This window comes from Streptomyces sp. TS71-3 (assembly GCF_018327685.1).
GTDB lineage: Bacteria > Actinomycetota > Actinomycetes > Streptomycetales > Streptomycetaceae > Streptomyces.
Window position 1 is genome coordinate 4,546,164 of record NZ_BNEL01000001.1, and the last position, 25,439, is coordinate 4,571,602.

The 25,439-nt window shown below is 72.1% G+C and carries 18 protein-coding genes; 17 read left to right on the forward strand and 1 reads right to left on the reverse strand.

What is annotated here, in order from left to right; genetic code table 11:
- Positions 1-354: 354 nt before the first annotated feature.
- The 16 genes from rsmH (at position 355) to Sm713_RS18445 (ending at position 19,117) form a co-directional block, all read left to right on the forward strand.
- Entirely contained in the window at positions 355-1,404 is a 1,050-nt protein-coding gene (rsmH, locus tag Sm713_RS18370) for a 16S rRNA (cytosine(1402)-N(4))-methyltransferase RsmH (protein WP_212910677.1), read from the forward strand.
- A gap of 174 nt (positions 1,405-1,578) precedes the next feature.
- The gene (locus Sm713_RS18375) at positions 1,579-2,133 is read left to right on the forward strand and encodes a septum formation initiator family protein (RefSeq protein WP_212910678.1); all 555 of its coding nucleotides are present in this window, start codon (positions 1,579-1,581) and stop codon (positions 2,131-2,133) included.
- Between the two features lie 4 nt (positions 2,134-2,137).
- Positions 2,138-4,135 carry a penicillin-binding protein 2 gene (locus tag Sm713_RS18380; protein WP_212910679.1) on the forward strand — a complete coding sequence of 666 codons (1,998 nt, stop codon included), beginning with the start codon at positions 2,138-2,140 and terminating at the stop codon, positions 4,133-4,135.
- 54 nt (positions 4,136-4,189) lie between these two features.
- Entirely contained in the window at positions 4,190-5,926 is a 1,737-nt protein-coding gene (locus Sm713_RS18385; RefSeq protein WP_374196004.1) for a UDP-N-acetylmuramoyl-L-alanyl-D-glutamate--2,6-diaminopimelate ligase, read from the forward strand.
- A gap of 4 nt (positions 5,927-5,930) precedes the next feature.
- Positions 5,931-7,376 (forward strand): UDP-N-acetylmuramoyl-tripeptide--D-alanyl-D-alanine ligase, encoded by a 1,446-nt coding sequence (gene murF / locus Sm713_RS18390; RefSeq protein ID WP_212910680.1) that lies wholly within the window; start codon positions 5,931-5,933, stop codon positions 7,374-7,376.
- Complete coding sequence (gene mraY, locus Sm713_RS18395; RefSeq protein ID WP_212910681.1) at positions 7,373-8,446, forward strand: phospho-N-acetylmuramoyl-pentapeptide-transferase; 1,074 nt, start codon at positions 7,373-7,375, stop codon at positions 8,444-8,446. Before murF ends, mraY begins: the two co-directional genes overlap by 4 nt.
- Positions 8,443-9,888 (forward strand): UDP-N-acetylmuramoyl-L-alanine--D-glutamate ligase, encoded by a 1,446-nt coding sequence (gene murD / locus Sm713_RS18400; RefSeq protein WP_212910682.1) that lies wholly within the window; start codon positions 8,443-8,445, stop codon positions 9,886-9,888. Before mraY ends, murD begins: the two co-directional genes overlap by 4 nt.
- 140 nt (positions 9,889-10,028) lie before the next feature.
- Positions 10,029-11,459 carry a putative lipid II flippase FtsW gene (ftsW, locus tag Sm713_RS18405; RefSeq protein WP_212910683.1) on the forward strand — a complete coding sequence of 477 codons (1,431 nt, stop codon included), beginning with the start codon at positions 10,029-10,031 and terminating at the stop codon, positions 11,457-11,459.
- Positions 11,460-11,465: 6 nt separating this feature from the next.
- On the forward strand, positions 11,466-12,560 hold the full coding sequence (murG, locus tag Sm713_RS18410) for an undecaprenyldiphospho-muramoylpentapeptide beta-N-acetylglucosaminyltransferase (protein WP_212910684.1): 1,095 nt from the start codon (positions 11,466-11,468) through the stop codon (positions 12,558-12,560).
- A 46-nt stretch (positions 12,561-12,606) separates the two neighbouring features.
- Complete coding sequence (locus Sm713_RS18415; RefSeq protein ID WP_212910685.1) at positions 12,607-13,542, forward strand: cell division protein FtsQ/DivIB; 936 nt, start codon at positions 12,607-12,609, stop codon at positions 13,540-13,542.
- 279 nt (positions 13,543-13,821) lie between these two features.
- The gene (gene ftsZ, locus Sm713_RS18420; RefSeq protein ID WP_212910686.1) at positions 13,822-15,027 is read left to right on the forward strand and encodes a cell division protein FtsZ; all 1,206 of its coding nucleotides are present in this window, start codon (positions 13,822-13,824) and stop codon (positions 15,025-15,027) included.
- Between the two features lie 285 nt (positions 15,028-15,312).
- Complete coding sequence (pgeF, locus tag Sm713_RS18425; protein ID WP_249416627.1) at positions 15,313-15,978, forward strand: peptidoglycan editing factor PgeF; 666 nt, start codon at positions 15,313-15,315, stop codon at positions 15,976-15,978.
- A 5-nt stretch (positions 15,979-15,983) separates the two neighbouring features.
- On the forward strand, positions 15,984-16,703 hold the full coding sequence (locus Sm713_RS18430) for a YggS family pyridoxal phosphate-dependent enzyme (protein WP_212910687.1): 720 nt from the start codon (positions 15,984-15,986) through the stop codon (positions 16,701-16,703).
- A 155-nt stretch (positions 16,704-16,858) separates the two neighbouring features.
- Positions 16,859-17,515: a cell division protein SepF gene (gene sepF, locus Sm713_RS18435; protein WP_212910688.1), complete on the forward strand. Its 657-nt coding sequence runs from the start codon at positions 16,859-16,861 to the stop codon at positions 17,513-17,515.
- Between the two features lie 50 nt (positions 17,516-17,565).
- Positions 17,566-17,850, forward strand: a complete 285-nt coding sequence (locus tag Sm713_RS18440) for a YggT family protein (RefSeq protein ID WP_212910689.1) — start codon at positions 17,566-17,568, stop codon at positions 17,848-17,850.
- A 46-nt stretch (positions 17,851-17,896) separates the two neighbouring features.
- Complete coding sequence (locus tag Sm713_RS18445; RefSeq protein WP_212910690.1) at positions 17,897-19,117, forward strand: DivIVA domain-containing protein; 1,221 nt, start codon at positions 17,897-17,899, stop codon at positions 19,115-19,117.
- A 624-nt stretch (positions 19,118-19,741) separates the two neighbouring features.
- On the opposite strand, the gene ileS is transcribed toward Sm713_RS18445, so the two are convergent.
- Positions 19,742-22,918, reverse strand: a complete 3,177-nt coding sequence (gene ileS, locus Sm713_RS18450; protein WP_212910691.1) for an isoleucine--tRNA ligase — start codon at positions 22,916-22,918, stop codon at positions 19,742-19,744.
- A 918-nt stretch (positions 22,919-23,836) separates the two neighbouring features.
- Between ileS and Sm713_RS18455 the strand changes: the two genes are divergently transcribed.
- Positions 23,837-25,018: a TraR/DksA C4-type zinc finger protein gene (locus Sm713_RS18455; protein ID WP_249416366.1), complete on the forward strand. Its 1,182-nt coding sequence runs from the start codon at positions 23,837-23,839 to the stop codon at positions 25,016-25,018.
- Positions 25,019-25,439: the final 421 nt, after the last annotated feature.

The window sequence follows — 25,439 nt, forward strand, 5'->3', positions numbered from 1 at the left end:
GGGCGGCATCCGATTCGGGCACCCTTCGGAGGTTGCCCGGCCGACGCGCAGGCCGGTTGATTGACCGGGCGACAGTGTGGACTAAAGTGACGCGAAGCGGGAGGCCAGAGGGGCTCCCGCTCGGCTGTTCGCCGGATTCGGCCCCGCGGTGACCACTTTTCTCTGCTTTTCCTGCTTGATTCTCCGCGAGGCGTCTCCCGGAATTCCCCACGTGCGCGGCCGCGCACGTACGGCTCGGCCTCCTCCCGCTCCCGGTCGGCTGACGCCACTTCCCCGGCGCCAGCGGGTCGTTCCCCTTCACGGGCGGGCGGGGACCCGGCGGTGCGTGCCGCCGCGCCTTACCTGAGAGGGCCAATGCAAGGGCGCGAGGCGCATCCGTACCGGGAGAGCGACCAGGACCGCCGGGACCGACCGGCCGGCGGGTCCACCGGGGACGAGGCCGAAGGGACCGGCCGGGGCCGCCACGTCCCCGTCATGCTGCGGCGCAGCCTGGACCTGCTGGGCCCCGCGCTGGCGCTGCCGTCCGCCACCGTCGTCGACTGCACCCTGGGGCTCGGCGGGCACAGCGAGGCCCTGCTGTCCACCTTCCCCGGCGCGCGCCTGATCGGGCTCGACCGCGACAAGGAGGCGCTGCGGCTGGCCGGCCGGCGGCTCGCCCCGTACGGCGAGCGGGCCACCCTGGTGCACGCGGTCTACGACGAGCTGCCCGACGTCCTCGCCCGGCTCGGCGTGCCGCGCGTGCAGGGCGTCCTGTTCGACCTCGGCGTCTCCTCCCTCCAGCTCGACGAGGCGGAGCGCGGCTTCGCCTACGCGCAGGACGCCCCGCTCGACATGCGCATGGACCAGTCCACCGGCATCAGCGCCGCCGAGGTGCTCAACACCTACGCTCCCGGCGAGCTGGTGAGGATCCTGCGCAGCTACGGCGAGGAGAAGCAGGCACGGCGGATCGTGTCCGCGATCGTCCGGGAGCGCGAGAAGGAGCCGTTCGACACCAGCGGCCGGCTGGTCGAGCTGATCCGCGACGCGCTGCCGCAGGCCGCCAAGCGCACCGGTGGCAACCCCGCCAAGCGCACCTTCCAAGCGCTGCGGATCGAGGTCAACGGCGAACTCGCCGTCCTGGAGCGAGCCGTGCCGGCCGCCGTGCGGGCGCTGGCCGTGGGCGGCAGGATCGCCGTCCTGTCGTACCACTCCCTGGAGGACCGGCTGGTCAAGCAGGTGCTCACGGCCGGAGCCTCCAGCACCGCGCCGCCCGGCCTGCCCGTGGTGCCCGAGCGGTACCAGCCCCGGCTGAAGCTGCTGACCCGCGGCGCCGAGCTGCCCCCCGAGGAGGAGGTCGCCGCCAACCGCAGGGCGGCCCCCGCCCGCCTGCGCGGCGCGGAACGGGTCCGCGAGGAGGTCGCGTGAGCGGCACGGCCCGGCACCCCGGCGGCGGGCGGGCTCCCCTCGCCGGCCCCACCGGCGGCGGCCCCACCGGCGGCGACCGCCCGGCACGGCCCGGACCGGGCCCCGGTCCCGGATGAGCACCGGACGGCTCCCCGCGCGGCGGGGCGCGGGATCCTTGAAATGGGGGAGGCACCCATGACACGGAAGACCGAACTGCGCGGCAGGGCCGCCCGGCTGGCCCGGCTGCTGCCCGCGCCCAGCCGGGCCGCGAAGACACCGTTCGTCCTGCTCGTCGTGGTGCTGCTGGGCGGCGGCCTGCTCGGCCTGCTGGTGCTGAACTCCTCCCTCAACGAGGGGTCGTTCCAGCTCAGCGAGCTCCAGAAGCAGACCACCGACCTCACCGACGAGGAACAGGCCCTGCAACGCCAGGTGAACGGCTACGCCGCGCCCGGCGCCCTGGAGCACCGGGCCCGCCATCTGGGCATGGTGCCCGGCGGCGACCCGGCCTTCCTCCAGCCGGACGGCACCGTGCGCGGGGTCCCCAGCACCCCCGGCGCCACCCCGCTGAGCGCCTCCGGCACACCCCCGGCGTCCCTGTCCGGGAACGGCGGGACCACGCCCGGCGCCACGCGCACATCGACCTCGGGCACCGCCGCGCCGGGCCGGGCCACCGCACTCGTCGTCCCGCCCGCGGCCGGGGGCTCCCCCCTCATTGACGCGCCCTCCGTATCGACGACCTTGGGCAGGTGACCCCGTGACCGACAGGGAACCCCCGCGCCGCCGCGTTCCCCCACCCGCCGGACCCGGCCGGCCGCAGCAGCACGACGGCGAGCGCCGCCCGGGCCCCGGCGGGCGCCCCACGCGGCGGCAGCGTCCGGGCGGCTCCGGCGGCTCCGGCGGATTCGGCGGCCCCGGCCCGATCCGGACCATCCGGCTCGGCAGCCCCCGGCCCCGGCTGCGCATGATCAGCCTCACCCTGGCGCTGGTCATGCTGGTCTTCGTGGGCCGGCTCTTCCAGGTCCAGGGCGTCGACGCCGGCGTGTACGCGGCCAAGGCCGAGAAGAACCGCTACACCAGCCAGCCGCTGACCGCCGAGCGGGGCGGCATCTCCGACCGCAACGGCGTGGAGCTCGCGATCAGCGTCGACGCGTACGACATCACCGCCGACCCCACGATGTTCACGCCCGGGGCCACCAAGGTCCCCGACGCGCCCCAGCAGGCCGCCGCGCTGCTCGCCCCCATCCTCGGCGTGGACGCGGCGTCGCTCGCGAAGAAGCTCCGCACCCCGAAGACCCGCTACGTGCTGCTGGCCACCCGCCAGACCCCGCAGGCCTGGAACCAGATCAAGGACCTGAAGAGCACCCTCGCCGACAAGGCCGCGGACGACCCGAAGGCCGCCAACGTCCTCGCCGGCGTCTTCCAGCAGCCCAGCAGCAAGCGCGTCTATCCGAACGGCGACCTCGCCGCCGGGATACTGGGATGGGTCAACGGCGAGGGCAAGGGCGCGGGCGGCCTGGAGCTCGCGCTCGACAAGGAACTCGCCGGCCGGAACGGCATGATCACCTACGCGCAGTCCGGCGGCCACCAGGTGCCCACGGCCGGCGCCAGCGAGACGCCCGCGGTGCCCGGCTCCGACGTCGAGCTGACCATCGACCGCGACATCCAGTGGGCCGCCCAGCATGCGATCAGCGAGCAGGTGAAGAAGTCCAGGGCCGACCGCGGCTACGTGATAGTGCAGGACACCAGGACCGGCCAGATCCTGGCGATGGCCAACGCCCCGGGGTTCGACCCGAACGACCTCTCCGAGGCCGCTTCCGCCTCCCTGGGCAACGCCGCCGTGCAGGACGCCTACGAGCCCGGCTCCACCGCCAAGCTGATGTCGATGGCGGCCGTCCTCCAGGAGAACGCCGCCACCCCGCTCACGCATGTGACGGTGCCCAACCGGCTGCACCGGGGCGACCGGCTCTTCGCCGACGACATCGACCACCCCACCTGGTTCCTGACGCTCAACGGCGTGCTCGCCAAGTCCAGCAACATCGGCACCATCCTGGCCACCGGCCAGCTCGGCAGGACGCAGGCCCAGGCCGACAAGGTGCTCTACTCGTACCTGCGGAAGTTCGGCATCGGCAGGCCCACCGGACTCGGCTTCCCCGGCGAGACCGCGGGCATCCTGGCGCCGCCGGACAAGTGGTCGCAGTCCCAGCAGTTCACCATCCCCTTCGGCCAGGGCGTCTCCGTGAACGCCCTGCAGGCGGCCTCCGTCTACTCGACGATCGCCAACGGCGGGGTCCGCGTGGCGCCGACCCTGGTACGCGGCACCAAGGGCCCGGACGGGCACTTCAGCAAGGCCGCGGCTCCCAAGAGGACCAGGGTGGTGAGCGCGGACACCGCCAGGAAGCTGTCGCAGATGCTGGAGGCCGTCGTCGGCGACGAGGAGGGCACCGGCACCCTCGCCCGGATCCCCGGCTACCGGGTGGCCGGCAAGACCGGCACCGCCAACCGCGTCGATCCGGCCACCGGCCGCTACCACGGCTACACCTCGTCGTTCGCCGGGTTCGCGCCCGCCGACAAGCCGCGGGTCACCGTCTACTGCGTCCTGCAGAACGCCACCAAGGGCAGCTACTTCGGCGGCGAGACCTGCGGCCCCATCTTCAAGCAGGTGATGGAGTTCTCCCTCAAGACCCTCCAGGTGCCACCCACCGGAGCCAAGCCGGCCCGGTTGCCCGTCTCCTTCAAACCGGCCAAGAACTGACCCGGCACTGACCCGCAGGTCCCGGCCGGGACCGCACAGAACCAGGAACCGCCCGTGACAACGATCACTCCCGACCCCTCGAACGCACCCGAGCCCGAGGCCACCCCCGCCGCCGCCGACCAGGGCACGCAGCCGGGAGGTGACGCGGTGCGACCGCCCGGCTCCTTTGGCTCGCCGCCCGCCGGGCCCGGTACGCTCACCGCCGTGCCACACGCTGATCAGCCCCCGGTAACCCGAGAAGGCCCCCAGGCGACCTCCCCAGGGCCGCCCCGGCCCGCCCGGGTGACGCCCACGCCCCTCGCCCAGCTCGCCGACCAGGTGGGCCTGCGCACCGTCACGGGACCGGCCGGCTCCCACGAGGACGTCGCCGTCACCGGCATCACCCACGACTCGCGCGCGGTGCGCCCGGGCGACATGTACGCCGCACTGCCCGGCGCCCGGCTGCACGGCGCCGACTTCGCCGCGCAGGCCGCCGACCTCGGTGCCGTCGCCATCCTCACCGACCCCGCGGGCGGCGAGCGCGCCGCGGCCACCGGGCTGCCCGTGCTCACCGTCGGTGACCCCCGCGGCCGGATGGGCGAGCTGGCGGCGACGGTCTACGGGCACCCGGGCCGCGACCTGCTCCAGATCGGCATCACCGGCACCTCCGGCAAGACCACCACCGCGTACCTGGTGCAGGGCGGGCTGTCCGCGGCCGGCGGCCTGGCCGGCCTGATCGGCACGGTCGAGACCCGCATCGGCGAGGAGCGGATCAAGTCCGAGCGGACCACCCCCGAGGCCACCGACCTCCAGGCGCTCTTCGCGGTCATGAGGGAACGCGGTGTGACCTCGGTCGCCATGGAGGTCTCCAGCCACGCCCTGGTGCTCGGCCGGGTGGACGGCTGCGTCTTCGACGTCGCCGTCTTCACCAACCTCAGCCCGGAGCACATGGAGTTCCACTCCGACATGGAGGACTACTTCCGGGCGAAGGCGCAGCTGTTCACCAAGCAGCGCTCCCGCGCCGGCGTGGTCAACCTGGACGACGAGTGGGGCCGCAGGCTGATCTCCGAGGCCGAGGTGCCCGTGACGACCTTCTCCGCCGAGGGCCACCCCGACGCGGACTGGCGGGCCGAGGAGGTCGAGGTGGGCCCGCTCCGCTCCACCTTCGTGGCCGTCGGCCCCGGGGGCCGGCGGGTCGAGGCCGTCTCGCCGCTGTCCGGCCCGTTCAACGTCTCCAACGCGCTCGCCGCGATCGTCGCGCTCGCCGTCGCCGGCATCGACCCCCAGACCGCCGCCCGCGGCATCGGCGAGGTGCCCGGGGTGCCGGGCCGCCTGGAGCGCGTGGACGCGGGCCAGGGCTACCTGGCCGTCGTCGACTACGCCCACAAGACCGACGCCGTCGAGTCGGTGCTGCGCGCGCTGCGCAAGGTCACCGAGGGCAGCCTGCGGATCGTGATCGGCTGCGGGGGAGACCGCGACCGGACCAAGCGCGGGCCCATGGGCGCCGCCGCGGCCCGCCTCGCCGACGAGGCCGTGCTGACCTCGGACAACCCGCGCTCCGAGGACCCGCTGGCGATCCTCGCCACCATGCTGGCGGGCGCCGCCGAGGTACCCGCCCACGAGCGGGGCGAGGTCGCCGTCTTCGAGGACCGGGCCGCCGCCATCGCCGCCGCCGTGGCGCACGCCCGGCCCGGCGACACCGTGCTGATCGCCGGAAAGGGGCACGAGCAGGGCCAGGACATCGCCGGGGTGGTCCGGCCCTTCGACGACCGCCAAGTGCTCCGCGAAGCAATCCAGCAGACCCAGGGATGAATTTGTGATCGCCCTCTCCCTCGCCGAGATCGCCACCATCGTCGGCGGGCAGACCCATGACATACCGGATCCGTCCGCACTGGTGACCGGATCCGTCGTGCACGACTCCCGCGCCGTGGAACCGGGCGGCCTGTTCGTCGCCTTCGCGGGCGAGCGCGTCGACGGGCACGACTTCGCGCGCGGGGCCGTCGAGGCGGGCGCCGTCGCCGTACTGGCCGCGCGGCCCCTCGGCGTACCCGCGATCGTGGTCCCCGACGTCCAGGTGGCGCTCGGGGCCCTCGCCCGCGCCGTCGTCGAGCGGCTGGGCGCCACCCTGGTTGCGCTCACCGGATCCGCCGGCAAGACGAGCACCAAGGACCTCATCGCCCAGGTGCTCGCCACGAAGGCACCCACCGTATGGACGCCCGGCTCTCTCAACAACGAGATCGGGTTGCCGCTGACCGCGCTGACGGCCACCGAGAAGACCCGCTACCTGGTCCTGGAGATGGGCGCCCGTGGCGTAGGCCACATCCGCTACCTCACCAGCCTCACCCCGCCCAGGATCGGCGTCGTCCTGAACGTCGGCACCGCGCACATCGGCGAGTTCGGCGGCCGGGAGCAGATCGCCCTGGCCAAGGGCGAGATGGTGGAGTCCCTGCCAGGCGCGGACGAGAGCGGCATCGCGGTCCTCAACGCCGACGACCCCCTGGTGAGCGCCATGGCCTCCCGCACCAAGGCCCGCGTGGTGTACTTCGGGGAATCCGGCGAAGCGGACGTAAGAGCCGAGAACATCCACCTCACAGCCACCGGACAGCCGGCCTTCCGCCTCCACACACCCTCCGGGTGCAGTGCCGTGACCTTGCGCCTGTACGGTGAGCACCACGTGTCGAACGCGCTTGCCGCGGCCGCCGTAGCCCATGAGTTGGGCCTGTCCGTGGACGAGATCGCCCAGGCGCTCTCCGAAGCGGGCACCCTCTCCCGCTGGCGTATGGAGGTCACCGAGCGCCCGGACGGCGTGACGGTGGTCAACGACGCCTACAACGCGAACCCCGAGTCCATGCGAGCCGCCCTGCGGGCACTCGCGGCAATGGGCGAAGCCCGGCGGGCCGAAGGGGGGCGTACGTGGGCGGTGCTCGGTCTGATGGCCGAGCTCGGGGACGAGGCTCTCGCCGAGCACGACGCGGTCGGACGGCTTGCCGTCCGGCTCAACCTGAGCAAGCTCGTGGCAGTCGGAGGCAGGGAAGCGGCCTGGCTGCGCGCGGGCGCCTACAACGAGGGTTCGTGGGGTGAGGAGTCGGTGCACGTGTCCGACGCACAGGCGGCGATCGACCTGTTGCGCAGAGAGCTGCGCCCGGGGGATGTCGTGCTCGTGAAGGCGTCCAGGTCGCTGGGCCTGGAGCAGGTCGCCACGGCGCTCCTGGAAGAGGCCGGCCACAGTGACTCGGGCGAGGGCGAGGTCGCCGCCCGATGATGAACCAGATCCTGTTCTCGGGAGTCATCGGTCTCTTCCTGACTCTCGTGGGCACGCCTGTGCTGATCAAACTGCTCGCCCGCAAGGGATACGGTCAGTACATCCGGGACGACGGGCCGCGCGAGCACCACAGCAAGCGCGGCACGCCGACCATGGGTGGCATCGCGTTCATCCTGGCGACGATCGTCGCCTACTTCCTCAGCAAGGTGATCAGCGGCAAGCCGCCCACCTTCTCCGGGGTGCTGGTGCTCGGCCTGATGGCGGGCATGGGCCTGGTCGGCTTCCTCGACGACTACATCAAGATCGTGAAGCGGCGCTCGCTGGGCCTGCGGGCCAAGGCCAAGATGGCGGGCCAGCTCATCGTCGGCATCGGCTTCGCCATCCTCGGGCTGATGTTCGCGGACTCCCACGGCAACACACCGGCGTCCACGAAGCTCTCCTTCACCGCGGACTTCGGGTGGTCCATCGGGCCCGTCATCTTCGTGGTCTGGGCGCTGTTCATGATCCTCGCCATGTCCAACGGCGTGAACCTCACCGACGGCCTGGACGGTCTGGCCACCGGTGCCTCGGTGATGGTCTTCGGCGCCTATACCTTCATCGGTGTGTGGCAGTTCCAGGAAGCGTGCGCCAACGCCGCGACGCTCACCAACCCCGCGGCCTGCTTCGAGGTGCGCGATCCGCTCGACCTCGCCGTCGTCGCCTCGGCGCTGATGGGCGCCTGTTTCGGCTTCCTGTGGTGGAACACCTCACCCGCCAAGATCTTCATGGGGGACACCGGTTCCCTGGCGCTCGGCGGCGCCCTCGCGGGCCTCGCCATCTGCTCCCGCACGGAACTGCTCCTCGCCCTGCTCGGCGGCCTCTTCGTCCTGATCACCATGTCCGTCGTGATCCAGGTGGGCTCCTTCCGCCTCACCGGCAGGCGGGTCTTCAGGATGGCCCCGTTGCAGCACCACTTCGAACTCAAGGGCTGGTCCGAGGTCCTGGTCGTGGTCCGCTTCTGGATCATCCAGGGCATGTGCGTGATCGTCGGCCTCGGGCTCTTCTACGCAGGGTGGGCGGCAGAGAAATGACGCAGCAGCCGGTCTGGGCCGGGCAGCACATCACCGTCGCCGGCCTCGGCGTGAGCGGTATCAGTGCCGCCCGCGCCCTGGCCGGCCTGGGCGCCGACATCACCGTCGTGGACGGCGGCGACTCACCCGTGCTCCGGGAGCGCGCCGAGAAGCTGCGCGCCGAGCACATCTCCGTACGCCTCGGCGACGGCGCCACCCTGCCGCCCGGCACCACGCTCGTCGTGACCTCGCCCGGCTGGAAGCCCACCTCGCCGCTGTTTGCCGCGGCCGCCGCCGCGGGCGTGCAGGTGGTCGGGGACGTGGAGATCGCCTGGCGGCTGCGCGGCACCGGCGCCCCCCAGGGGCAGGACGGCGGCCCGGCGCCCTGGCTGGCGGTCACCGGCACCAACGGCAAGACCACGACCGTGCGGATGCTGGCGTCGATCCTCGCCGCCGCGGGCCTGCGGACCACCGCGGTGGGGAACATCGGCACGCCCATCATCGATGTCATTCTCAGCGGCGAGCCGTACGACGTCCTGGCCGTCGAGCTCTCCAGCTACCAGCTCCACTGGGCGCCCTCCCTGCGCGCGCACTCCGCCGCCGTGCTGAACCTCGCCCCGGACCACCTCGACTGGCACGGCTCGATGGAGGCCTACGCGGCCGACAAGGGCCGCATCTACACGGGCAACCAGGTCGCCTGCGTCTACAACGACGCGGACAAGGCCACCGAGGACCTGGTCCGCGAGGCCGACGTCGAAGAGGGCTGCCGCGCCATCGGCTTCACCCTCTCCGCGCCCGCCCCCTCCCAACTCGGCGTGGTGGACGGCGTCCTCGTCGACCGAGCCTTCGTGCCCGACCGGCAGAGCCAGGCGCAGGAACTCGCCGAGGTCTCCGACGTGCAGCCGCCCGCCCCCCACAACATCGCCAACGCCCTGGCGGCCGCGGCCCTAGCGCGCGCCTACGGGGTGCCGGCCACCGCGGTCCGCGACGGGCTGCGGGCCTTCAGGCCGGACGCGCACCGCATGCAACACGTCGCCGACGTCTCCGGCGTCGCCTACATCGACGACTCCAAGGCCACCAACACCCATGCCGCCGACGCCTCCTTGGCGGCGTACGGGTCGATCGTGTGGATCGCGGGCGGGCTCGCCAAGGGCGCGACCTTCGACGAACTCGTCGCGCGGGCGGCCTCCCGGCTGCGCGGGGTGGTGCTGATCGGCGCCGATCGTGCCCTCATCCGTGAAGCGCTTGCGCGACACGCCCCCGAGGTCCCGGTGGTCGACCTCGACCGGACCGACACTGGGGCGATGGCGGCGGTGGTCCGGGAGGCGGCGCGGCTCGCCACGCCCGGTGACACGGTGCTGCTGGCGCCCGCCTGCGCTTCCATGGATATGTTCACCAACTACAACGTGCGCGGAGATGCGTTCGCGGAGGCGGTCCGCGGCCTCACCGCGGAGGGCGCCTGACGGAGCCGGGCCGCCGGCCGTGTGGTTCACCGGCCGGCTCCGGCCGGCGGGCTCCGGGTCCTTTGGAGGGACGCCTTGGCTGGGGTTTGGGTCGGGTTCCACGGGCGGGTCTCCGCCGGCGGCGACAGCGGTGCCTGCTGATGTCCGGACGTGGTGCCCCGGTGCGCGGGCCCGGGCGTCCCGCACGGCCCTCGCGGGCAGCGGGCCCGGAGCGGTCCGGGCTGCCGAGGCAGGTGCCGCGGTGGGTGCCGCTGGGCGGCCTCGCGGCACGCGCCCGCCGGACCTGGGACCGGCCGTTGACCGCCTATTATGTGATTCTCGGCAGTAGTCTGCTGATCACAGTACTCGGTCTTGTGATGGTCTACTCGGCCTCCATGATCCGGGCGTTGCAGCTCTCGCTGCCCGCTTCCTACTTCTTCCGCAAGCAGTTCGTGGCGGCGCTCATCGGCGGTGTGCTGATGTTCGCGGCGGCCCGTATGCCGGTACGGCTGCACCGCGCGCTGGCCTATCCGCTGCTCGCGGGGTCCGTCTTCCTGATGGTGCTGGTCCAGGTGCCCGGGATGGGGATGGCGGTCAACGGCAACCAGAACTGGATCTCGCTCGGCGGCCCGTTCCAGTTGCAGCCCAGCGAGTTCGGCAAGCTGGCCCTCGTGCTGTGGGGCGCCGACCTGCTGGCACGCAAGCAGGAGCGGCGGCTGCTGGCCCAGTGGAAGCACATGCTGGTGCCGCTGGTGCCGGCCACGTTCCTGCTGCTCGGCCTGATCATGCTCGGCGGCGACATGGGCACCGCGATCATCCTGACCGCCATCCTCTTCGGCCTGCTGTGGCTGGCCGGAGCCCCCACCAGGCTGTTCGCCGGCGTGCTCTCCATCGCCGGTCTCATCGGGCTGATGATGATCAAGACCAGCCCCAACCGGATGGCGCGGCTCGCCTGCATCGGCGCCACCGAGCCGGGGCCCGGCGACCAGTGCTGGCAGGCGGTGCACGGCATCTACGCGCTGGCGTCCGGGGGGCTCTTCGGTTCGGGGCTCGGCGCGAGTGTGGAAAAATGGGGGCAACTGCCCGAAGCCCACACGGACTTCATCTTCGCCGTCACCGGTGAGGAGCTGGGCCTGGCGGGGACGCTGTCCGTCCTCGCCCTCTTCACGGCTCTAGGCTATGCGGGTATCCGCGTGGCCGGACGTACGGAGGAGCCGTTCGTGAGGTATGCCGCGGGCGGCGTGATCACCTGGATCACGGCCCAGGTCGTGGTCAACATCGGTGCGGTGCTCGGCCTGCTGCCGATCGCCGGTGTCCCGCTCCCGCTGTTCTCCTACGGCGGGTCCGCCCTGCTGCCCACCATGTTCGCCGTGGGGCTGCTGATCGCCTTCGCCCGCGACGAGCCCGCCGCGCGAGCGGCTCTCGCGATGCGGCAGGGCCGGTCCGCCGGGCCCCTTCGTCGGTGGCGGCCGGTCTTTGGTAGAAAGCGGGCGGCGGCACGAGGCGGCCGGTCCGGCCGGAGCGGCCAGGAGCCTCGCGGATGGAACACGATGCGACGGCGCGCGACCGCGCGCACGTCCGGAGAGCGGTGAATTTCGGTGCATGTCGTACTCGCCGGCGGGGGGACCGCCGGCCACATCGAGCCCGCGCTCGCCCTCGCGGACGCCCTGCGCAGGCAGGACCCGACCGTGGGGATCACGGCCCTGGGCACGGAGCGTGGCCTTGAGACCCGTCTGGTGCCGGAGCGGGGCTACGAACTGGCGCTGATCCCCGCGGTACCGCTACCCCGCAAGCCCACCCCCGAGCTGATCACCGTGCCCGGACGGCTGCGCGGCACGATCAAGGCGGCCGAGCAGATCCTGGAGCGCACCAAGGCCGACGCGGTCGTCGGCTTCGGCGGCTACGTGGCGCTGCCCGGCTACCTCGCGGCCAAGCGGCTCGGGGTGCCGATCGTCATCCACGAGGCGAACGCGCGCCCGGGACTCGCGAACAAGATCGGCTCGCGCTACGCGGCCCAGGTCGCGGTGTCCACCCCGGACAGCAAGCTGCGAGGCGCCCGCTACATCGGGATCCCGCTGCGCCGTTCCATCGCCACCCTCGACCGCGCGGCGGCGCGCCCGGAGGCGCGCGCCGCGTTCGGACTCGACCCCCAGGCCGCCACGCTCCTGGTCTCCGGCGGTTCGCAGGGCGCACGCCGGCTCAACGAGGTCGTCCAGCGGGTCGCCCCCGTGCTCCAGCGCTCCGGAATCCAGATCCTGCACGCCGTGGGCCCGAAGAACGACATGCCACATGTCGACAACATGCCGGGAATGCCTCCCTATATCCCGGTACCGTACGTGAATCGTATGGATCTCGCCTACGCCGCGGCCGACATGATGCTCTGCCGCGCCGGCGCGATGACCGTCGCCGAGCTCTCCGCCGTCGGACTGCCCGCCGCCTATGTCCCGCTGCCCATCGGCAACGGCGAACAGCGGCTGAACGCCCAGCCGGTGGTCAAGGCGGGCGGCGGTCTGCTCGTCGACGACGCCGAGCTGACGCCCGAGTGGGTGCAGGCCAACGTGCTGCCGGTGCTCTCCGATCCGCACCGGCTGTACGAGATGTCCCGTGCCGCATCCGAGTTCGGCCGCCGGGACGCCGACGAGCTGCTGGTCGGCATGGTGTACGAGGCGATCGCGAGCCGTCGCGCCGCGTGACGGTGACCCGTCTGCGCCGCGGCGCATGACCTGAGGCAGGGGTTGCGTGGAGAGGGGTGCGAGGGGCGCGAGGGGCCAGTCGGGCGGGCAGGGCGAGCCGGGCGCAAGCGCCGAGCGGAGTGAGGCGGGCGCCGGACCGGGCACCGCCGAGCCCGGCGAACGGCAGCAGCCGGAGCCCGGCCCCCTCGGCCCGCCGCGTGGCCGCGGCCCCTTCCGGCGGCCCGGGGCGCCCACCGGGGCGCCCCGGGCCCGGCTGCTGAGCGGGGCGGTGCGGCGCCGCCGCCTTCTCGCGGCACTGGTGGCGCTCGCCCTGCTGGGCGGGTTCAGCGGCTGGGCGCTCTACGGCTCGCCCTGGCTGCGTGTGCAGCGCGTGACGGTGTCGGGGGTCCGGGAGCTCACCGAGCAGCAGGTCCGTGACGCCGCTGCCGTACGCTTCGGCGTCCCGCTCGTCTCGGTGGACACCGACGCCGTGGCGGAACGGCTGCGGCGCGCACTGCCGCGTATCGACTCCGTGAACGTGGTCCGTTCCTGGCCGCACGGAATCGGCCTGAAAGTGGTCGAGCGCACTCCCGCACTGCTTATCGCGCAGGACGGGAAGTTCATCGAAGTGGACGCCAAGGGAGTGCGGTTCGCAACCGTTCCCGTGGCCCCCAAGCGCGTTCCGCTTCTTGAATTGCAGCCTCGGCGTGACGGCGGCGGCGCGGCCAGCCTGCGCCGTTTCGGTCCGCCCCGCCTGGTGGGTGCCGCGGTGCGGGTGGCGGCCGATCTTCCCGACGCGGTGGCCCGCGACGGGCGCGTTCTCAAGGTCCGTTCATACGACAGTATCTCCGTCGAGTTGACGGGCGGGCGCACCGTCGTATGGGGAAGCGAGGAGCAGGGAGCCGAGAAGGCCAGAGTGCTCTCCGCTCTCATGAAAGCCGCTCCGCGTGCCCGGCACTTCGACGTCAGCGTCCCCACCGCCCCGGCCGCGTCCGGGAGTTGACGCCCGTCGTCGCAGGCCAGCACCCTGGTTGTGCAGCGCTACGCGTGATCACATAGGGTGAAAAGAAAAACGGGAGGTTCGGCGTGTTCGTTGAACGGGCGCCGCTTGTCGACTTAGTGTCCTGTTCGGAACAGCTTTGAAGTCCAGCAACACACACATTGGTAACCCTAAACTTCAACGTTAGGGTTCGGGTCGGCGATCGAACCGGCCCAATCGGCATCGCTGTCGTGGTGCGAGCAAGCGCACGACGGCACGTAATCGAGGCGAGAGGCCTTCGACGTGGCAGCACCGCAGAACTACCTCGCAGTCATCAAGGTCATCGGTGTCGGCGGCGGTGGTGTCAATGCGATCAACCGGATGATCGAGGTCGGTCTCAAGGGCGTCGAGTTCATCGCCATCAACACCGACGCGCAAGCCCTGTTGATGAGCGACGCCGACGTCAAACTCGACGTCGGCCGCGAACTCACCCGCGGACTCGGCGCCGGAGCGAACCCGGCCGTGGGCCGCAAGGCGGCCGAGGACCACCGCGAGGAGATCGAGGAGGTCCTCAAGGGGGCCGACATGGTCTTCGTCACGGCCGGTGAGGGCGGCGGCACCGGCACCGGCGGCGCGCCCGTCGTGGCCAACATCGCCCGCTCGCTCGGAGCCCTCACCATCGGCGTCGTGACGCGCCCCTTCACCTTCGAGGGCCGCAGGCGCGCCAACCAGGCCGAGGACGGCATCGCCGAACTCCGCGACGAGGTCGACACCCTCATCGTCATCCCCAACGACCGGCTGCTGTCCATCTCGGACCGCCAGGTCAGCGTCCTCGACGCCTTCAAGTCCGCGGACCAGGTGCTCCTCTCCGGTGTCCAGGGCATCACCGACCTCATCACCACCCCCGGCCTGATCAACCTCGACTTCGCCGACGTCAAGTCCGTGATGTCCGAGGCGGGCTCCGCGCTGATGGGCATCGGCTCCGCCCGCGGCGACGACCGCGCGGTGGCCGCCGCGGAGATGGCGATCTCCTCGCCGCTCCTGGAGGCTTCCATCGACGGCGCCCGGGGCGTGCTGCTCTCCATCTCCGGCGGCTCGGACCTCGGCCTCTTCGAGATCAACGAGGCCGCCCAGCTGGTGAGCGAGGCCGCGCACCCCGAGGCCAACATCATCTTCGGCGCGGTGATCGACGACGCCCTCGGCGACGAGGTCCGGGTGACCGTGATCGCCGCCGGCTTCGACGGCGGCCAGCCGCCCTCCAAGCGGGACACCATGCACGGCTCGTCCTCGGCCAAGCGCGAGGACTCGCCGCGCTCCATGGAGCCCCGGCCCGAGACCCGGCCGGCCTTCGGAGGGCTCGGCAGCGTCACCCCGCGCGAGGAGGACCCGGAGCCCGTCTCCGGCGACCTGGGCTCCGGCTCGTCGGGCGGCTCGGGGATCACGCCGGCCCCCCGGGTGTACCCGGACAGCGCGGCCGAGGAGCTCGACGTGCCGGACTTCCTCAAGTGAGCCGGACCGCCTGACGTGATAGCGCACCACGACGACGCCGTGGCGGCGCCCGCCGAGGGCCCCGCCACACCCGCCCCGGACCCGGCCCCGCAGCCGCTGCCGGGGGCCCTGGACGGCACCCCGGCGGCCCCGGCCGGCACCTCCTCGGTGCAGGCCGGTCCAAGCGCCCCGGCGCGGACGGCGCACGCCCCCAGTCATACGGACGCGGTCCACCCCGGCCCCGTCACCGAGACCGTCCACGGAGCGAACGGCGCGCACTTCGCCTTCACCGACCGGTGGGGCGGGGTGAGCGCCCTTCCTTATGCGGAGCTCAACCTCGGCGGCGCGGTCGGCGACGACCCCGAGGCCGTCCGCGTCAACCGCGCGCGGGCCGCGGCCACCCTGGGGCTGGACCCCGACACGGTGGTCTGGATGAACCAGGTGCACGGGCGCGAGGTCGTCGTGGTGGACGCGCCGTGGGGCGCGCGCCCGGTGCCGGACGCCGACGCGGTGGTCACCACCCGCCCCGGCCTCGCCCTCGCCGTCCTCACCGCCGACTGCACCCCGGTGCTGCTCGCCGACCCCGAGGCCGGGATCGTGGCCGCGGCGCACGCGGGCCGCCCGGGCATGGTGGCCGGGGTGGTGCCCGCCACGGTGCGGGCCATGGTGGAGCTGGGCGCGGACCCCGGCCGGATCACCGCCCGCACCGGGCCCGCGGTCTGCGGCCGCTGCTACGAGGTGCCCGAGGCGATGCGCGCCGACGTCGCCGCGGTCGAACCCGCCGCCCATGCCGTCACCTCCTGGGGCACGCCCGCCGTGGACGTGGTCGCGGGCGTCCACGCCCAGCTCGCCCGGCTCGGAGTCCTTGACCGGGTGCAGTCGCCGGTGTGCACCCTGGAGTCCGCCGATCACTTCTCGTACCGCCGTGACCGCACCACCGGGCGGCTCGCGGGCTACGTCTGGCTGGACTGAGGGGCATGACGGATCGCAAGGGGCAACTCGCGGCGAACCTGGCGAAAGTGGAGGACCGGATCGTCACGGCCTGTACCGCCGCGGGTCGCAGGCGTGACGAGGTGACGCTGATCGTCGTCACGAAGACCTATCCCGCGAGCGATGTCCGGATCCTCGCGGAACTGGGAGTGCGGCAGGTGGCGGAGAACCGCGACCAGGACGCCGCACCGAAGGCGGCCGAGTGCGCGGATCTTCCACTGACATGGCACTTCGTCGGTCAACTCCAGACCAATAAAGTTCGCTCCGTGGTGAGTTACTCCGATGTTGTGCAGTCCGTGGACAGGCCGAAACTCGTCGCTTCGCTCTCCCGCCAGGCGGAGAGCGCGGGGCGGGAGGTGGGCTGCCTGATCCAGGTCGCGCTGGACGCCGAGGAGCGCGAGCGGGGCGCGCGCGGCGGCGTCGCGCCCGACGGGATCGAGGAGTTGGCCGGCCTGATCGCCGAGGCGCCGGGGCTCTGGCTCGGCGGCCTGATGACCGTCGCGCCGCTCTCCGGGCCGTACGCCGGACGTGACCGGGCGGCGTTCGACCGGCTGATGGAATTCTCAACCGCCCTGCGTTCCGCGCATCCTGCTGCGAACATGGTGTCCGCAGGGATGAGCGCGGACCTCGAACACGCGGTGGCGGCCGGAGCGACACATGTGCGCGTCGGCACCGCGGTACTCGGAGTCCGACCCAGGCTCGGGTAACGTCGCCAAGAAGTCGGACCACAGCAGAAAATATGGTCAATCCCAGACTAACCGCAGAAGTTGGAGCGGCGGGGGAGGCCACGTGGATCGCGGGCACTTGGTTGGCGTCAGCCGATCCACCACGCCGATCCACCACAGAGCGGAGGATGCAGAGCATGGCCGGCGCGATGCGCAAGATGGCGGTCTACCTCGGCCTCGTGGAGGACGATGGGTACGACGGCCGCGGGTTCGACCCGGATGACGACTTCGAGCCCGAGCTCGACCCGGAGCCCGAGCGGGACAGGCGGCGGCATGAGGCACCGCTTCCGTCACACCAGTCCCGTCAGTCGCCTCAGCCTCACCAGTCACATCAGTCGCAAAGGGACGAATCGGTACGTCCGGCTGCTCTCTCGGCTCACCGGGAGTCGACTCCGCTTTCGGCGGAATCCGGGCGTCCGGCACGAATCGCTCCCGTGGCGTCCATCACACCTGAACGTCAGAGCATGGAGAAGAACGCACCGGTGATCATGCCCAAGGTCGTGTCCGAACGAGAGCCGTACCGGATCACCACGCTGCACCCCCGGACCTACAACGAAGCCCGTACCATCGGGGAACACTTCCGTGAGGGGACCCCGGTGATCATGAATCTGACGGAGATGGACGACACGGACGCGAAGCGACTTGTCGACTTCGCCGCGGGTCTCGTCTTCGGGCTTCATGGCAGCATTGAGCGGGTGACTCAGAAAGTATTCCTGTTGTCTCCTGCTAACGTCGATGTCACGGCGGAGGACAAGGCCCGCATCGCAGAGGGCGGGTTCTTCAACCAGAGCTGAGACGCAGCACCAGTCACAGGTACGAGGACAGGGGAGAGGGAAGCGCGGAGATGGGCGTGATCCTGGATGTGCTCTACATCGCGCTGATGTGTTTCCTCATCGTGCTGATCTTCCGGCTGGTGATGGAGTACGTCCGCCAGTTCGCCCGCTCATGGCAACCCGGCAGGGCGATGATCGTCGTTCTCGAGGCCACCTACACTGTCACGGATCCACCGCTCAAAGCTCTGCGGCGGTTCATCCCGCCGCTACGTCTGGGGGGCGTGGCACTAGACCTGTCCTTCTTCGTACTGATGATCATCGTCTACATCCTGATCTCCATCGTGAGCCGGCTGTGAACGATACGGTCTTGCCGAGTGCCGACGACTACGTTGAGGTGAAGAGATGCCGTTGACCCCCGAGGATGTGCGGAACAAGCAGTTCACGACCGTCCGCCTCCGAGAAGGCTATGACGAGGACGAGGTCGATGCCTTCCTCGACGAGGTCGAAGCCGAACTGACTCGCCTGTTGCGCGAGAACGAGGACCTGCGCGCCAAGCTGGCCGCCGCGACCCGGGCCGCCGCCCAGAGTCAGCAGCAGGCCGCGATGCGCAAGCCTCCTGAGCAACAGGAGCGACCAGCCGGGCCTTCACCCGCCGCCATATCAGGACCACCGCAGCAGCAGGTGCCGCAGCAGCAGCACCCGATGGGCGGTCCTCCCCAGCTTCCCGGTGGCCAGCCGCAGCTGCCCGCAGGTCCCGGCGGCCACGGTCCCGGCCCGCAGGGTCCGCATGGCCAGGGCCCGATGGGCCAGGGTCCGATGGGCCAGGGCCCGCACGGCCAGGGCCCCCACGGGCCCGGCCCGATGCAGGGCGGCCCCATGGGCGGCCCCGGCGGCCAGATGGTGCCCGCGGGCCCGATGGGCCACGGCGGCCCGCAGATGCCCGGCCCCGGCGGTCCTCAGGGCGGCCCGCACGGTGACAGCGCCGCGCGCGTCCTGTCGCTGGCGCAGCAGACCGCGGACCAGGCCATCGCCGAGGCCCGCTCCGAGGCCAACAAGATCGTCGGTGAGGCCCGCAGCCGCGCCGAGGGTCTGGAGCGCGACGCCCGTGCCAAGGCGGACGCGCTGGAGCGGGACGCGCAGGAGAAGCACCGTGTCGCGATGGGCTCCCTGGAGTCCGCACGCGCCACGCTGGAGCGCAAGGTCGAGGACCTGCGCGGCTTCGAGCGCGAGTACCGTACGCGCCTGAAGTCCTACCTGGAGAGCCAGCTCCGTCAGCTGGAGACCCAGGCGGACGACTCGCTGGCCCCGCCGCGGACTCCCGCGACGGCGTCCCTGCCGCCGTCCCCGGCGCCCTCGATGGCTCCGGCGGGCGCGAGTGCCCCGTCGTACGGCGGCCAGACCATGGGTGGCGGCATGGGCGGCGGAATGGGTGGCAACACGATGGGCGGTGGCAGCCTCGGCGGCAACCACACCCCGCCGCCCGGGCCCACGTACGGCAGCCAGCAGCAGATGTCGCCCGCGATGACGCAGCCGATGGCTCCGGTGCGGCCGCAGGGGCAGCAGCCGATGCAGCAGGCTCCCTCGCCGATGAGGGGGTTCCTCATCGACGAGGACGACAACTGAGGATGACGCCGTAGGCGTCGGCAACGCACTCAAGGGCGGGGCCCCGGATCCTTCCGGGGCCCCGCCCTTTTGCGTTCCTCAGGGCCGGGGAGGGTGGGCCGGGGCGAGCCCCGGCCCACCTAGGCCGTGTCCGGCGGATCTTCGTGGGCCCGCGACGCCTGGTACCGCACCTCGCCGCGTTGTCGGAGTCATCCGAGTACGCCCAGTACGAGGATGATCCTCCGCCTTGCGATGCACGGCACCAGACGCCGCAGGCTGATCCACGAAGATCCGCCGGACACGACCTAGCGGCGCGGGGAACTGCGCGACCGGCCACGACGCGACCGTCAGGTTGTCACCCTCCCGAAGGGGGCTGGTTCTGTCGTTTCCGGACCTTCGGTGGGTGGGTGGTTGCTCGCGCTCGCGCGGCGGAGCCGCATATGGACACAGCCCCGCGCCCCTTTCGGGGCGCCCCCTACATGGGGCTGCGCCCCGGCTTTCCTAGGGGCGCGGGGAACTGCGCGACCGGCCACGACGAGACCGTAAGGTCGCCACCGTCCCAAAGGGGCAGTCTCTGTCGTGTCCGGGCCACCGGCCGGTGGGGGGTGGCTGCTCTTGCGGTTTTCCGCGCCCCGGCAGGGGCCGCTACGCCTTGCGGAGGGCGAAGACGAGGGACAGGGACTCGTCCCTGAACGGCTCGCCATACGTCTCGTCGGGGTCGCCGGAGGCGAACTCCGTGGCGAGGACCTCGTCAGAGATCAGCTCCGAGTGGTGGCTGAGCGCCGCCGCAACCTCCTCGTCCGTGGACGCCCAGCGCAGCGCGATCCGGTCGGCGACATCGAGCCCGCTGTTCTTGCGGGCCTCCTGGATCAGCCGGATGGCATCCCGCGCGAGACCGGCCCGCCGCAGCTCCGGCGTGAGCTCCAGGTCCAGCGCGACCGTGGCCCCGGCGTCCGACGCCACCGACCACCCCTCGCGCGGCGTCTCCGTGATGATCACCTCGTCCGGGGAGAGGGTGACCGTCTCGCCCTCCACCTCCACCGCCGCCGTGCCTTCCCGCAGCGCCAGTGAGAGCGCCGCCGCGTCCGCCTCGGCGACGGCCTTGGCGACTGCCTGCACCCGCTTGCCGAAGCGCTTGCCGAGCGCGCGGAAGTTCGCCTTGGCGGTGGTGTCCACAAGACCGCCCGCGCCGCCCGCGGAGGACTCGGCGAGGGAGGCCAGCGAGGAGACGTTCAGCTCCTCGGTGATCTGGGTGCGCAGCTCCTCCGAGAGCTCGTCGAAGCCGGCCGCCGCGACCAGCGCCCGGGACAGCGGCTGCCGGGTCTTGACGCCGGACTCCGCGCGGGTGGCCCGGCCCAGCTCGACGAGCCGCCGCACCAGCGCCACCTGCCGCGACAGCCGCGCGTCGACCAGCGAGGGGTCGGCCTTCGGCCAGTCCGACAGGTGCACGGACTCGGGGGCACCCGGCGTGACCGGCACCACCAGGTCCTGCCAGACCCGCTCGGTGATGAACGGCGTCAGCGGGGCCATCAGCCGCGTGACCGTCTCCACGACGTCGTGCAGCGTGCGCAGCGCCGCCTTGTCGCCCAGCCAGAAGCGGCGGCGGGAGCGGCGCACGTACCAGTTGGACAGGTCGTCGACGAACGCGGACAGCAGGCGGCCGGCCTGCTGGGTGTCGTAGGCGTCCAGGGCCTGGGTGACCTGGTCGGTGAGCGTGTGCAGCTCGGACAGCAGCCACCGGTCGAGCATGGGCCGGTCCGCCGGGTCCGGGTCCGCGGCCGACGGCGCCCAGCCGGACGTGCGGGCGTACAGCGCCTGGAAGGCGACGGTGTTCCAGTACGTGAGGAGCGTCTTGCGGACGACCTCCTGGATGGTGCCGTGGCCGACCCGCCGCGCCGCCCAGGGGGAGCCGCCGGCCGCCATGAACCACCGCACCGCGTCGGCGCCGTGCTGGTCCATGAGCGGGATCGGCTGGAGGATGTTCCCCAGGTGCTTGGACATCTTGCGGCCGTCCTCGGCGAGGATGTGCCCGAGGCAGACCACGTTCTCGTAGGACGACCTGTCGAAGACGAGCGTGCCGACGGCCATCAGCGTGTAGAACCAGCCGCGGGTCTGGTCGATCGCCTCGCAGATGAACTGCGCCGGGTAGCGGCTCTCGAAGAGGTCCTTGTTCTTGTACGGGTAGCCCCACTGCGCGAACGGCATGGAGCCGGAGTCGTACCAGGCGTCGATGACCTCGGGAGCCCGGGTCGCCGCGAGGCCGCACTCGGGGCAGGGGAACGTCACCGCGTCGATGTACGGGCGGTGCGGGTCGAGCCCGGACTGGTCCTCGCCGGTCAGCTCGGTCAGCTGGGCACGCGAGCCCACACAGGTGAGGTGGCCTTCCTCGCAGCGCCAGATGGGCAGCGGGGTGCCCCAGTAGCGGTTCCGGGAGAGCGCCCAGTCGATGTTGTTGTTCAGCCAGTCGCCGTAGCGGCCGTTCTTGACCGACTCGGGGAACCAGTTGGTCTTCTCGTTCTCCTCGAGGAGGCGGTCCTTGAGGGCGGTGGTGCGGATGTACCAGGACGGCTGGGCGTAGTACAGCAGGGCGGTGTGGCAGCGCCAGCAGTGCGGATAGCTGTGCTCGTACGGGACGTGCCGGAACAGCAGCCCGCGCTGGTCGAGGTCCCGGGTCAGGGCCTCGTCGGCCTTCTTGAAGAAGACGCCGCCGACCAGCGGGACGTCCTGATCGAAGGTGCCGTCCGGGCGGACCGGGTTGACCACGGGCAGGCCGTAGGCGCGGCTGACCTTGAGGTCGTCCTCGCCGAAGGCGGGGGACTGGTGGACCAGGCCCGTACCGTCCTCGGTGGTGACGTACTCGGCCGTCACGACGTAGTGCGCCGGCTCGGGGAACTCGACGAGCTCGAAGGGGCGCCGGTACGTCCAGCGCTCCATCTCGGCGCCGGTGAAGCTCTGCCCGGTGGGGCGCCAGCCCTCGCCGAGCGCCTTCCCCAGCAGCGGCTCCGCGACGACCAGGCGCTCGCCGTCCGCGCCGGGGCCCTCCGCGCCCGGGACCTTCTCGGCGACGACATAGGTGACGTCGGGGTGCGCGGCGACGGCGGTGTTGGACACCAGGGTCCAAGGGGTCGTCGTCCACACCAGCAGGGACGCCTGCTCCGCGAGGGGGCCCGAGGTGAGCGGGAAGCGCACGTAGACGGACGGGTCGACGACGGTCTCGTAGCCCTGCGCCAGCTCGTGGTCGGACAGGCCGGTGCCGCAGCGCGGGCACCAGGGGGCGACGCGGTGGTCCTGCACCAGCAGGCCCTTGTCGAAGATCTCCTTCAGCGACCACCAGACCGAGTCCACGTACTCCGGGTCCATCGTCCAGTACGCCTGGTCGAGGTCCACCCAGTAGCCCATGCGGGTCGTGAGCTCGCTGAACGCGTCGGTGTGCCGGGTGACGGACGCGCGGCACTTGGCGTTGAACTCCGCGATGCCGTACGCCTCGATGTCCTGCTTGCCGTTGAAGCCCAGCTCCTTCTCGACGGCGAGCTCGACCGGCAGGCCGTGGCAGTCCCAGCCTGCCTTGCGCGGCACGTGGTAGCCGCGCATGGTGCGGAAGCGCGGGAAGACGTCCTTGAAGACGCGGGCCTCGATGTGGTGGGCGCCCGGCATGCCGTTGGCCGTGGGCGGGCCCTCGTAGAACACCCACTCGGGGCGGCCTTCGGACTGCTCCAGGCTCTTGGCGAAGATCTTCTGCTCACGCCAGAAGTCGAGCACGGTGTGTTCGAGCTCGGGCAGGTCTACCTGGGCGGGTACCTGGCGGTACTGCGGCGCGGTCATCGACGGGCTCCTCCAACGGACTCTGGCTTCCGCTGGAGGGACGAGTGCCGTCTGCTGCGGCGGCGCCCGCGGTACCACCCTCCTTGGCCCTCCGGCGGCTCAGCCGGGGGACCCCCTCATTCGGTGCGCGAAGCCGGATCTACCAGCCGTGGAACGCGAGCCCGCCAGGGCCCGCCGCACGGTCTTCTTCCGGCGGCTCCGGGGTGATCTTCACGCCGCGCTCGCCCCCGGGCTCGCACCGTCCCCGGGTCGCTCATGGCTGCGTACGCCGCTACTCGTCCCCATCCACGCCTTTCGCAGAGCCCAGTGTACGGGGGACGGGGGAATGGCGCCGACCGGATTTCCCGGGCGCCGCGTCGGGCGGGGGCGGGGTGCGGCAGGCCGGGGGAGGCCTTGCCGGCCGGGTGGGTGCCGGCAGGAGGAGCCGGACGGACGGGATGAGTCGGACGGACGGATGGCCGAATGGACGGGATGACCCGAACGGACGGGATGACCCGAATGGCGAGATGGGCGGGCGCCGGATCGGGGAAGTGTCCAGCTCATCGGATTACCGGCCGAGGAGCTGGGCACAACGCATGCGTGCCTGTCACGCGGTGGTGGGCACCTTCTGGCCCACTGGCGCTTCCCGGCGCCCGGCGGGCCCGGGAGGCACCCCTCGGGCAGGGGCGGACGAATCGGGCGGCGTGCCCCGTTGCCGCGGGCATGGTGTCGATTTATCGTCCCAGCACGATTCGCGTGCAAGGTCACAATAAGTGAAGGGGTCGCGGCATGGTGGTGAGGAAGACCGCCGTACAGCGTTCGGCGACCAGCAGACCCACCCGCGGTGCGGCGGCCCCGGGCGCCCGCGGCAGGAGGGACGCGTCCCACCCGGAGCGGAGCGCCACAGCCAGCGCCGCTGCCTTCCCGAGACCCCCGAGAGTGACCCTCCGCAGCGCCGCCGAGCCCCGTGAGGGGGCGCACGCACTAGCCGATACGCCGGCAGATGCGCCCGATGCGCCAAAGTGGGATGGCCCCGGGGCGGCCAAGAAGACCTCCAGGAGCGCGGAGAACGCGGAGAGGGCGCAGCGCACGAGGAGCACCGAGGGCACGACCGGTGGGGGCACGAGCGGTGGGGGCACGACTGGTGGGCGTGCCGCCAAGAAGTCCGCCGCCAAGAAGTCCACGGCCAAGAAGTCCGCCGCGAAGAAGGCGGCGGCGAAGAAGGCGGCGCCCAGGAGGACGGCCGAGGAGAAGGCGGCCGCGGAGGAGGCGCAGCCGCCCGGGAAGGCGGCGGCGAAGAAGTCCGCGGCGAAGAAGGCGGCGCAGAAGAAGGCGGCGGCGAAGAAGGCCGCCGGGGAGAAGAGCGCGGCGCAGAAGGCCACGGGTAAGAAGGCAGCGGCGAGGAAGGGCGCGGCGAGGAAAGGCGCGGAGAAGAGAGCCGGCGCCGAGGCGCCCGCGGCCGGGCGAGCGGGTGCCGGAGGGACCGCGGAGACCGGGAGCACCGAAACCAGTACGGCACGGGCCAGGACCACGGACGCCGAGAAGACCGGGGCCGCCGAGGCGGGCGCGGTCGAGGAGGCGGCCGGCACTGCGGCCGAGAACGCGGCAGAGGCCGCGACGACGACGGGAGCCACGAGGGTGGTTGCGAAGAAGACTCCGGGCACGGCCACGGCCGCGAAGAAGCCCACCCCGGTGCCCAAGGCACGGGTCACCGCGGCGGAGCCCGAGGACCTCGCGGTCCGCCCGGGCGAGGAGCCCTGGACCCAGGACGAGGTCGACGCGGCGCGATCCGAGCTGACCGCCGAGGCGCTGCGGCTGCGCAACGAGATCGAGTCGTCCGAGGTGTCCCTCGCCGGGCTGATGCGGGACTCCGGGGACGGCGCCGGCGACGACCAGGCCGACACCGGGACCAAGAACATCACCAGGGAGCACGAGCTGGCGCTCGCCGCCAACGCGCGCGAGATGCTGGTCCAGACGGAACGCGCTCTGGAGCGGCTCGACGCGGGTACCTACGGCCTCTGCGAGGTCTGCGGCAAGCCGATCGGGAAGGCCAGGATGCAGGCGTTTCCGCGGGCCACGCTCTGCGTGGAGGACAAGCAGAAGCAGGAGCGGCGTTACTAGGGGCCGGTGCCGGGGGTGCCGGGTGCCGCTCGGTTCGGGTTCGCCGTGGTCGTTTTGCGCAGTTCCCCGCGCCCCTGTTTTGCGGGGTCCAAGGGTGCCTTCTTGGGGGCGTTGCCGGCTGTGCGGTTCGTTGTGGTTTCCCCCACTGCCTTAAAGGCGTGGGAGGTGCCCCCGGCAGTTCCCCGCGCCCCTGTCGGGGCACGGTCGGCGTTCCGCGTGCCTCTTTTGCGGAGTCTGGGGTGCCTCGGCGGGTGCGTTGCCGGCTGCCCGTCCCGTCGTGGTTGCTCGCGCAGTTCCCCGCGCCCCTGGCGGCATCGGGGATCCGGGCCGGGTGCGTGCCGCGTGGGATGGGTCACCGGGGGTTGCGGATGGGTGGCTGTGCCGTGGGGGGTCGCGCCGGTGTGCCGTACCCTCGTCCTCA

Coding starts and splice junctions, on each gene's coding strand:
- murD (WP_212910682.1), top strand. CDS start 8,443: ATGACGCAGCAGCCGGTCTGGGCCGGGCAGCACATCACCGTCGCCGGC.
- Sm713_RS18445 (WP_212910690.1), top strand. CDS start 17,897: ATGCCGTTGACCCCCGAGGATGTGCGGAACAAGCAGTTCACGACCGTC.
- rsmH (WP_212910677.1), top strand. CDS start 355: ATGCAAGGGCGCGAGGCGCATCCGTACCGGGAGAGCGACCAGGACCGC.
- Sm713_RS18430 (WP_212910687.1), top strand. CDS start 15,984: ATGACGGATCGCAAGGGGCAACTCGCGGCGAACCTGGCGAAAGTGGAG.
- ileS (WP_212910691.1), bottom strand. CDS start 22,918: ATGACCGCGCCGCAGTACCGCCAGGTACCCGCCCAGGTAGACCTGCCC.
- Sm713_RS18375 (WP_212910678.1), top strand. CDS start 1,579: ATGACACGGAAGACCGAACTGCGCGGCAGGGCCGCCCGGCTGGCCCGG.
- mraY (WP_212910681.1), top strand. CDS start 7,373: ATGATGAACCAGATCCTGTTCTCGGGAGTCATCGGTCTCTTCCTGACT.
- ftsW (WP_212910683.1), top strand. CDS start 10,029: ATGTCCGGACGTGGTGCCCCGGTGCGCGGGCCCGGGCGTCCCGCACGG.
- Sm713_RS18440 (WP_212910689.1), top strand. CDS start 17,566: ATGGGCGTGATCCTGGATGTGCTCTACATCGCGCTGATGTGTTTCCTC.
- sepF (WP_212910688.1), top strand. CDS start 16,859: ATGGCCGGCGCGATGCGCAAGATGGCGGTCTACCTCGGCCTCGTGGAG.